Raw genomic sequence first — 8,942 nt, forward strand, 5'->3', positions numbered from 1 at the left:
CGCCGCTACCTCGTCCAGGCCGCGGGCGGCCCGCTGGACGTCACCGTCCTGGACCGCGACCAGCAGACCTCGGGCCTGCTCTACCGGATCTGGCGGGGGCTGCGGCTGCGGGCCAACCAGCCGCGCCGGGCGCTGCGCTCGCTGCGCCGCTCGCTGGAGCAGGAGTCGCTGATGGCCTACGCGGTGGCCGCCGCCCAGGCCAGGACCCCCCGGCTCATCGCGACGTCCGAGGTGGGCACCGAGGCGGCGCTCCTGGCCTACCAGCACGTCGACGGCGTCCTCCTGCAGGACCTGCCGGAGAAGGCGCTGACCGACGAGCTCCTCGTCGGCATCTGGCGCGAGGTCGATCTGCTGCACAAGCAGCGGATCGCCCACCGCAGCCTCGACCAGACCTCGATCCTCGTCCACTCGGGCGAGCCGTATCTGGTGGGCCTTTCCCGCGGCGAGATCGCGGTCGGCGATCTGCTGCTCCGGCTCGACCAGGCCCAGCTCCTGACCACGCTGGCGCTGCGGGTCGGGCCCGAGCGGGCCGTCGCCACCGCCCACCGGGTGATCGACTCGGAGTCGCTGGCGCAGATCGTGCCGCTGCTGCAGAAGGTGGCGCTGTCCCGCGACACCCGCCAGGCGCTCCGCCAGCACAAGGAGCTGCTCAGCGGGCTCCGCGAGGAGATCCTGCGGTTCTGGCCCGAGGTCGAGGTCCAGCCCGTCCGGCTGGAGCGGTTCCGGCCCCGGACCATCGTCAGCATCGTCGGTCTGACGATCGCCGCCTACTTCCTGATGTCGACCCTCGGCAACGTGGACGTCGGCCAGGTCCTCACCACCGCGAACTGGTGGTGGGCGATCGTCGCGCTGGTGGCTTCCGCCGGCACCTATCTGGCGGCCGCGATGATGCTGATCGGGTTCGTGCCCGAGCGGCTGTCGCTGTGGCGGACCGTCCTGGCGCAGCTCTCGGCCTCGTTCGTGAAGCTGGTCGCGCCCGCAGCGGTCTCCGGGGTGGCGGTCAACACGCGGTTCCTGCAGCGGGCCGGGATCCGGCCGGGGCCCGCGGTGGCGAGCGTCGGGGCGTCGCAGCTCGTCGGGATGGTCGTCCATATCGGGCTGCTGATCGTCTTCGGGTTCCTGGCCGGGTCGCAGCAGAGCCAGAACACGACCACCGAGTTCGCGCCGTCCAAGACCATCGTGATCGTGCTGCTGACGGTCGCGGCCGTGCTGGGGGCGCTCGCGACCGTCAAACGGGTCCGCAAGCTGGTGATGGAGCGGCTCAAGAACATGTTCGACGGGGTGGTGCCGCGGCTGCTGGACGTCCTGCAGAACCCCAAGAAGATCGCGACGGGGCTCAGCGGCACCCTGCTGATCACCGTGTTCTTCGTGATCTGCCTGGACGCCTCGATCCGCGCGTTCGGCGGCTCGCTGTCCTGGACGGCCGTCGCGGTCGTGTTCCTCACCGGCAACGCGATCGGCTCCGCCGCACCCACGCCCGGCGGCCTGGGCGCCGTGGAGACCGCGCTGATCGGCGGGCTGAAGCTCGCGGGCCTGCCGCTGGAGCAGGCCACCTCGGCCGTCCTGCTGTTCCGGCTGCTGACGTTCTGGCTGCCGGTCCTGCCCGGCTGGGCCTCCTTCACCTACCTGCAGCGGCGCGACGCCCTCTGACCTGAGAACGCCGAGGGCCCCGGGAAGATTCTTCCCGGGGCCCTCGGCGTTCGTTGAAGGCGGCTAGGCGCCCTTGCGGGCGCGGCGGCGGGCCGACAGTTCGTCGCCCGCGTGGTCGGAGCCGAAGTCGTCCTCGGCGCGTTCGGCGGGCAGGTCGGCGAGGGAACCCTCGACCTCCTGCCAGACCCGGCCCAGCGCGATCCCGAAGACGCCCTGGCCGCCCTGGAGCAGATCCACGACCTCGTCCGGCGAGGTGCACTCGTAGACGCTCACGCCGTCGCTCATCAGGGTGATCTGGGACAGGTGCTCCACACCGCGGTCACGGAGGTGGTTGACGGCCGTGCGGATCTGCTGGAGCGAGACACCGGCGTCCAGCAGCCGCTTGACGACCTTGAGGACCAGGATGTCGCGGAAGCCGTACAGGCGCTGGCTGCCCGAGCCGTGGGCGCTCCGCACGCTCGGCTCGACCAGCCCGGTGCGGGCCCAGTAGTCGAGCTGGCGGTAGGTGATCCCGGCCGCGGAGCAGGCCGTGGGGCCTCGATAGCCGACATCGGCCCTGGGCGCGCCCACCGAGCCGTTGTCGAACAGCAGGCCCTGTTCCCCGGCACGTTGGGAGGCGAGCTCGCGCTCGCGATCCACCTTGTCCTCGCCGCTGCTCACCGCCACGCGGACCTCCGACTTCTGTCAGCACGCGGTGCTCCGCCAAGGGGGTTTGGCGGAATTACACCACGAGCGTTCCACCAGCACGGTAGGTGCCGGTCAGGGCAGGGTCAACGTCCGCCCTCGGCGCGTCGCACACCGGATCATTCGGCTTCACGTGCGCAAACGGCCGGACGTAGCTGTCCCGAGCTAATCCTTACCCACTGTGACCAGCTCACACGCCGCGGTCGAAGTCCTCTGGAGTGATCGTGTCCAGGAACTCCCGGAATTTCTCGACTTCGTCCTCTTGCTCATCAGCGGGGATGGAGACTCCCGCCTCGTCCAGGACGTCCTCGCTCGCGAAGATCGAGGCCCCGGTGCGCAGGGCGAGCGCGATGGAGTCCGAGGGCCGCGCGCTGACCTCCACTCCCCCGGCGAACACCAGGTCGGCGAAGAAGATCCCCTCGCGGAGCGCGGTGATGTTGACCGTGCGGAGCTGGGAGCCGAGCGCCTCGATGACGTCCTTGAACAGATCGTGCGTCAGCGGGCGGGCGGGCAGCATCCCCTGCTGGGCGAACGCGATCGCGGTGGCCTCCACCGCGCCGATCCAGATCGGGAGATACCGGTCGCCGTCCGACTCCTTCAGCAGGACGATCGGCTGGTTGGAGGGCATCTCGACCCGTACGCCGACGACCTCCATCAGTTTCACAACGACTCCTCGGCGCAGGTATCGGCTCTCACATGCCAAACTACACCCGAAGGGCCGTAACCGATCGAGAGACCCGATCGAGAGAGCACCGCCTCAAGGCCCGGATCGGGCTAGCGGTCGAGGCTGTCGCGCAGCCCCGCGGAGACCAGGGCGGCGTGCAGTGCGAGCGCCAGCGCGGAGATCTCCCTAGCCGTCTCACCGGCCTCCTCGTGGGCGCCGGGGCTGCGGCGGCGCAGCAGCGGGGCGATCATCTGCTCGATCAGATCGAGCTCCCGCTCGGCCGCCGCCTTGATCACCCGCAGATGGCGGGCCTCGAACCCGAACCCGCCCAGCGCGGCCGCCGTGCGGGCCACGCTGAGGGCGTCGTTGTCGTACTGGCCCCTGACCCGCCGGACCAGCCCGTAGGCCTCCAGCTCGTCCAGCAGGGCCTCGGAGATGCCCGCCCCGTCCAGGAGCTGCCGCCGGGTCAGCGCCACGTCACGCGCCGGTTCGGAGTCGGCGGCCACCAGCTTGCGCGGGGCCGGCACCGACCGCGGCTGCCCGCCGTCGAGCTGCTCTTTGATCACACGCAGCGGCAGGTACTCGTCGCGCTGCGCGGCCAGGATGTAGCGGAGCCGCTCCACGTCGGCGTTGCCGAACTTGCGGTAGCCCGCGGGAGTGCGCTCCGGCTCGATCAGCCCCTCCGCCTCCAGAAACCTGATCTTGGAGAGGGTGATGTCGGGGAAATCCGCCCGCAACTGGGTCAGGACGTCCCCGATCGTCATGTACGCCCGGGCCGCACTCGCGCTCAAGCCACCGCCCGGTCAGCCGTGGTGGGGGTTGGTCAGGAAGACCAGCCGGAACTTGCCGATCTGGACCTCGTCGTTCGGCGCCAGCTGGGCGTGGTCGATCCGCTCGCGGTTCACGTAGGTGCCGTTGAGGCTGCCGACGTCGCGGACGGTGAAACCGTTGCCCTGGCGGGCGAACTCGGCGTGGCGGCGGGAGACCGTCACGTCGTCGAGGAAGATGTCGCTCTCGGGGTGACGCCCGGCCGAGGTGCGGTCCTTGTCGAGCAGGAACCTGCTGCCCGCGTTGGGACCGCGCCGCACCACGAGGAGAGCGGTGCCGGGCGGCAGCGCCTCCACGTTGAGCTGGTCGCCGCCGTCCTCCTGCTCGGGCAGTTCCAGGCCGTCGGTCAGACCGGAGATCGAGATCGTCGAAGTCGACTCACCGGGGGTCTCGTACGAGGCCGGCTGGGCGCTGCGGACCAAAGGGGTGCCGCAGTTGGAGCAGAAGCGGGCGCCATCGGGATTGGCGTGACCGCACTGGGTGCAGTAGACGCTCGGCATCGATCGGCTCGGCCTCCTACCATCGGCGCTGTCCCCCGGGACGCGCCCCGCTCTGCATGATTACCTAACTCGACAACGCTACCGGGCGCGGTGATCGTCGGTCTATGCCGCCGCGCGGATCACCGCATCCGGGAAACGTGTCAGGAAGACCGTACCGCGCCCGCGGCGGTCACGGGTCCGTCCGTGATCGATCAGGTGCCGGCGGCCTCCACCACGGCGGCCCATTCGTCGAGCAGAGCCCGCGCGGATTCGGGGTCGGGGCCCTCCGCCCACAGATGGGTGACGGCCTCGGCGGGGTCGGGCAGGACCATCGCCCAGCGGCCGTCCTTCTCCACCACCCGGACGCCGTCCGTGGTGTCGATCTCGCGGTCGCCCGCGGCCTCCACGACGGTCCGCATGACGCTCCCCTTGGCCGCCCACGGGGTCGGGACGCTGCGCTTCAGCAGATGGGCGGCGGGGATCCGCTCGTCGATCTGGGAGAGCGTCAGACGCGTCCTGGCGACCAGGCCGACCAGCCGGACGAACGCGGCGATCCCGTCGACGGTGTGGCCGAACTCGGGGAAGATGAACCCGCCCCTGCCGTCGCCCGCGAAGATCACGTCGGGTTCGGCGGCGGCCCTGGTGAGGACGTCCTGGCTGGTCGCGACCCAGTCGACGGCCACCCCGTGGAACCGGCAGACCTTCTCCGCGACCCTGGTCGTGGTCACCGGCAGCGCCACCCGGCCCTGCCTGCGCTCGGCGGCCACCAGATCGAGCAGGACGAGCAGGGCGCGGTCGTCGCTGATCGGCTCGCCGTTCTCGTCGACCAGGGAGATCCGCTCCCCCACCGGGTCGAACCGGACGCCGAACGTGGCGCGCGAGGAGGAGACCAGCTCGCCGAGCCGCTCCAGATCACGGGTCCGCTCGGCCAGGGTCTCGGTCGGGTGGGCCTCGTCCAGCCGGTTGTTGCGGGTGAGGTCCTCGACCCCGACCCGGCTCAGCAGGCCCGGCAGGACGTTCGCGACGACCCCGCCCGCACAGTCCAGGACGATCTTCAGTTCGGCGTCCGCGACACCCGTGATGTCGACCCTGCGGAGCAGGTCCTTGGAGTAGGTCTCGACCGTCCTGGTCGGGTAGGAGAGCTCGGCGATCTCACCGGGGAACGCCCTGCGGTACTCCTGCCGCTGGTAGACGCGCTCCAGCTTGCGCTGGGCGGCCTGGGACAGGTCGGCGCCGGTCTCGTCCAGGAAGATGATGTCGACGCCCTGAGGGTCGCCGGGGGTGGTGCGGATGAAGATGCCGCCGGCGCACTCCTCGTTGGCCGTCTCGAACCTGGCCAGCGGCAGGGCGCACGCCTCCAGGTCCTGGACGTTGATGGCGCTGGCCGTCAGGGCGGCGATCACGGCGCGTTTCAGGGTGCGGGCGGCGCGGGAGGCGTCGCGGGCCGTGATGACCGTCGCACCCTTCTTCAGGGTCGTGGCGTAGGCGCTGGTCAGCCGGACCACCAGCTCCGGGGTGATCTCCACGTTGACCAGGCCGGACACGCCGCGCGCGCCGAACAGGTTGCGCTGGCCGCGCGACTCCCAGATGACGCTGGTGTTGACGACCGCGCCCGCCTCGATGGTCTTGAACGGGTAGACCTTCACCCCGTTCTGGACCAGGGCCTCGGCCTCGATGACGCACTCGTCGCCGACGATGCCGCCCTCTTCGATCCGGGCGCCCGCCATGATGTCGGTGTTCTTGCCGACCACGCAGCCGCGCAGATTCGTGGACGGGCCGACGAAGACGTTGTCGTGGATGACGGCCCGGTGCAGGAACGCGCCCTCCTTGACCACGACGTTGCTGCCCAGCACGGTGAACTCGCGCAGCTCCGCGCCCGCCTCGACCTTGGCGTAGTCGCCGATGTACAGCGGGCCCTTCAGGACGGCCTCGGGGTCGACCTCGGCGCCCTCCGCCACCCAGACGCCGGGGCTGACCTCGAAACCGTCGATCTCGATGTCGATCTTGCCGGACAGCATGTCGGCCTGGGCCTTCAGATAGGACTCGTGGGTGCCGACGTCCTCCCAGTAGCAGTCGGCGACATAACCGAACAGGGGCGCGCCCTCGGCCAGGAGCTGCGGGAACACGTCACTGGACCAGTCGACGGACTCGCCCGCCGCGACCCGTTCCAGGACTTCCGGCTCCATCACGTAGATGCCGGTGTTGACGGTGTCGGAGAAGACCTGGCCCCAGGTCGGCTTCTCCAGGAAACGCTGGATGCGGCCCTCGTCGTCGCAGATGATGATGCCGAACTCGAGGGGGTTGGGGACCCGCTTCAGGCCGATCGTGACCAGGGCGCCGTTCTCCTTGTGGAAGCGCACCATGTCGGTCAGGTCGATGTCGGTGAGGGCGTCGCCGGAGATCACCAGGAAGCGGTCGTCCTTGAGGGCGTCCTCGGCGTTCTTGACGCTTCCCGCGGTGCCCAGGGGCACCTCTTCGGTCGCGTACTGGAGGGCCATGCCCAGCTCCTCGCCGTCACCGAAGTAGTTCCGGATGAGGGCGGCCAGGAACTGGACGGTCACCACGGTCTCGGTGAAACCGTGTCTTTTCAGCAGCCGGAGCACATGCTCCATGATCGGTCGGTTGATGACGGGCAGCAGCGGCTTGGGCTGGTTGGCGGTCATGGGACGCAGCCGCGTCCCCTCGCCTCCGGCCATCACGACGGCCTTCATGGCGCTGGAGCAACTCCCTTTTCACTGGGGGGCAGGGACGAGATGAGCTGTCGGGCCTGAACGGTGTACAGGGCGGCGGCGTACCAGTACAGGGCGGTGCCCCAGGCGGCGAAGGCCCAGCCGAGGACCCGTGCCACCGTGGCGACGGTTCCGTCGTGGGAGCCCCACAGCAGCAGCGGGAACGCGTACAGCAGGTTCATCGTCGCGGCCTTGCCGACGAAGTTGACGGGCAGGCCCGTCCAGCCGTAGTGCTTGAGCACGCCCAGCAGCCCGGACATGTAGACCTCGCGGGCGACCAGGAGGCCGGTCAGCCACCAGGGGACGATCTCCCGGACGGTCAGGCCGATGAGGGTCGCGAAGATGTACAGGCGGTCGGCGAGCGGGTCGAGCATCGTGCCGAGTTTGCTGGTCTGGTTGAGCGCCCGCGCGAGCTTGCCGTCGGCCCAGTCGGACAGGCCGGCCAGCATCAGCAGCCCGATCGCCCACCCGTCGTGCTCGGCCAGCACCAGCCAGAAGAACAGCGGCACTCCCAGCAGCCGGGCCAGGCTCAGCGCGTTCGGCACCGTCCAGATCCTGTCCCGCATCGTCTCCACCTCCGCCTCCTTCACGCTCCCGACCTTACCGGCCGCCCGATCATCCCCTCCGAGGTGGATCGCTCCAGATACCCCCTACCGCCCGGTTATGACATACCTCACACCCTTCGTCCCGCCCGGAACTCGACGGCCTCGGCGAACTCCTCGTACTCGAGCACGTGGTTGCCGTCCCACCGCATCTTCTCCAGCTCGGCGCGGACCTCCGCCGGGGTCGCGTAGAAGAACTCCCGCCGCTGGTTGACCTGGTTGACCCGCCGATCGGCGAACACCTGGTGCAGCCGGTTCTCCAGGCTCACCGCGTCCCGGCTGAAGATCAGGGCGTGCACGTCGAACCGGAAGGGCACCGAAGCGTCACCGAGCTCCCTGACCCGGTCCATCGGCTCGAGCCTGCGGGTCAGCCCGATCTTGACCATCCGCTCCCCGAAGGCGCCGATGTTGGAGATGACGTAGACGTAGCCGGTCCGGATGTTGGCCTCACGCAGCTCGACGTCCTCCATCGCGGCCCCCAGCTCCCCCAGCCGTTCCCGGATCGCGGCCGCCCCCGCACCGTCCCCGTTGGCCTCCAGCCGCGCCAGGGCCGCCTGGTTGTGCTCCAGCTCCTTCCTGAGCCGCTCCCGCTCCCTGGCGAACTCCCTGGCGGCCTTCTCCTCTTCCCGCTGCCGTTCGCGTTCCGCCCGCAGCTCCTCCTTCTCCCGCTCGGTCTTCTCCAGGTAGTCGGCGGTCAGCCGCAGCTCCTTGAGCCGCAGTTCGTGGTAGGTGGGACTGACCTTGATGCTCATGGTCTTCCCGAGCCGCTCGATGGCCGCCGCGCTCTTGGCCAACCGGTCGGCCGCGGACTCCAGCTTGTAGGGGCGCATCGTCCGGACCAGGTTGTCGGCTTCGGCGTTGTAGGCCCGCAGCATCAGTTTGGAGAAGTCGCGGACCATCTTCGCGCCCTGCGCGGCCGAGCCGTTGACCTGCCAGGCGGTCGCGCCGGTGACCGCACGATCGCCCTTCGCCGCCGTCTTGATCCGCTCTTTGATCTTGGTCAGTTCCTGCTTGTAGGCCAGTGCGTTCGCCAGGGGGTGTTGGAACTCGTACACCCCGGCCTCTTGCAGGAGCGCCGCGTCGTTGGTCTCGACGATACTCCGCCGCAGCGCGCGTGCCTCGGCTTCGAGCCGCAGGGTCTCGGCCCTGACCGCGTCCTGCTCGGCGCGCAGCCCTTCCAGCTCGGCCGCGACTGCCGGGGCGTCCTGGGCGCCGAGCCGCGCCATCCAGGCGCGCAGCCGTCCGTTCTCCTCCTCCAGCTCCTCGATCCGGGCCCGCCTGCCGCCGCCGAGGAACCCGCCGCGGC

At 70.0% G+C, this 8,942-nt stretch carries 8 protein-coding genes; 1 reads left to right on the forward strand and 7 read right to left on the reverse strand.

The window, feature by feature from the left end; all coding sequences use genetic code 11:
• A partial coding sequence (locus tag ACYVE7_RS23105; RefSeq protein ID WP_460367101.1) for a flippase-like domain-containing protein occupies nucleotides 1-1,650 on the forward strand: 1,650 nt, incomplete at its 5' end.
• A gap of 63 nt (nucleotides 1,651-1,713) precedes the next feature.
• On the opposite strand, the gene ACYVE7_RS23110 is transcribed toward ACYVE7_RS23105, so the two are convergent.
• The 7 genes from ACYVE7_RS23110 to ACYVE7_RS23140 form a co-directional block, all read right to left on the reverse strand.
• The gene (locus ACYVE7_RS23110) at nucleotides 1,714-2,316 is read right to left on the reverse strand and encodes a MerR family transcriptional regulator (RefSeq protein ID WP_460367102.1); all 603 of its coding nucleotides are present in this window, start codon (nucleotides 2,314-2,316) and stop codon (nucleotides 1,714-1,716) included.
• Between the two features lie 208 nt (nucleotides 2,317-2,524).
• On the reverse strand, nucleotides 2,525-2,998 hold the full coding sequence (locus tag ACYVE7_RS23115) for a bifunctional nuclease family protein (RefSeq protein ID WP_460367103.1): 474 nt from the start codon (nucleotides 2,996-2,998) through the stop codon (nucleotides 2,525-2,527).
• A gap of 110 nt (nucleotides 2,999-3,108) precedes the next feature.
• Entirely contained in the window at nucleotides 3,109-3,789 is a 681-nt protein-coding gene (gene ftsR / locus ACYVE7_RS23120; RefSeq protein WP_460367104.1) for a transcriptional regulator FtsR, read from the reverse strand.
• A 12-nt stretch (nucleotides 3,790-3,801) separates the two neighbouring features.
• Nucleotides 3,802-4,326 carry an FHA domain-containing protein gene (locus ACYVE7_RS23125; protein WP_460367105.1) on the reverse strand — a complete coding sequence of 175 codons (525 nt, stop codon included), beginning with the start codon at nucleotides 4,324-4,326 and terminating at the stop codon, nucleotides 3,802-3,804.
• Nucleotides 4,327-4,517: 191 nt separating this feature from the next.
• Complete coding sequence (locus ACYVE7_RS23130; protein WP_460367106.1) at nucleotides 4,518-7,016, reverse strand: sugar phosphate nucleotidyltransferase; 2,499 nt, start codon at nucleotides 7,014-7,016, stop codon at nucleotides 4,518-4,520.
• A complete protein-coding gene (locus tag ACYVE7_RS23135) occupies nucleotides 7,013-7,624 on the reverse strand; it encodes a CDP-alcohol phosphatidyltransferase family protein (protein WP_460367107.1) in 612 nt (203 codons plus the stop codon). Before ACYVE7_RS23135 ends, ACYVE7_RS23130 begins: the two co-directional genes overlap by 4 nt.
• An 83-nt stretch (nucleotides 7,625-7,707) precedes the next feature.
• Nucleotides 7,708-8,942 (reverse strand): DUF4041 domain-containing protein (locus ACYVE7_RS23140; RefSeq protein ID WP_460367109.1); only part of this gene is annotated, 1,235 nt, incomplete at its 5' end.

Source organism: Actinocorallia lasiicapitis, from assembly GCF_054778695.1.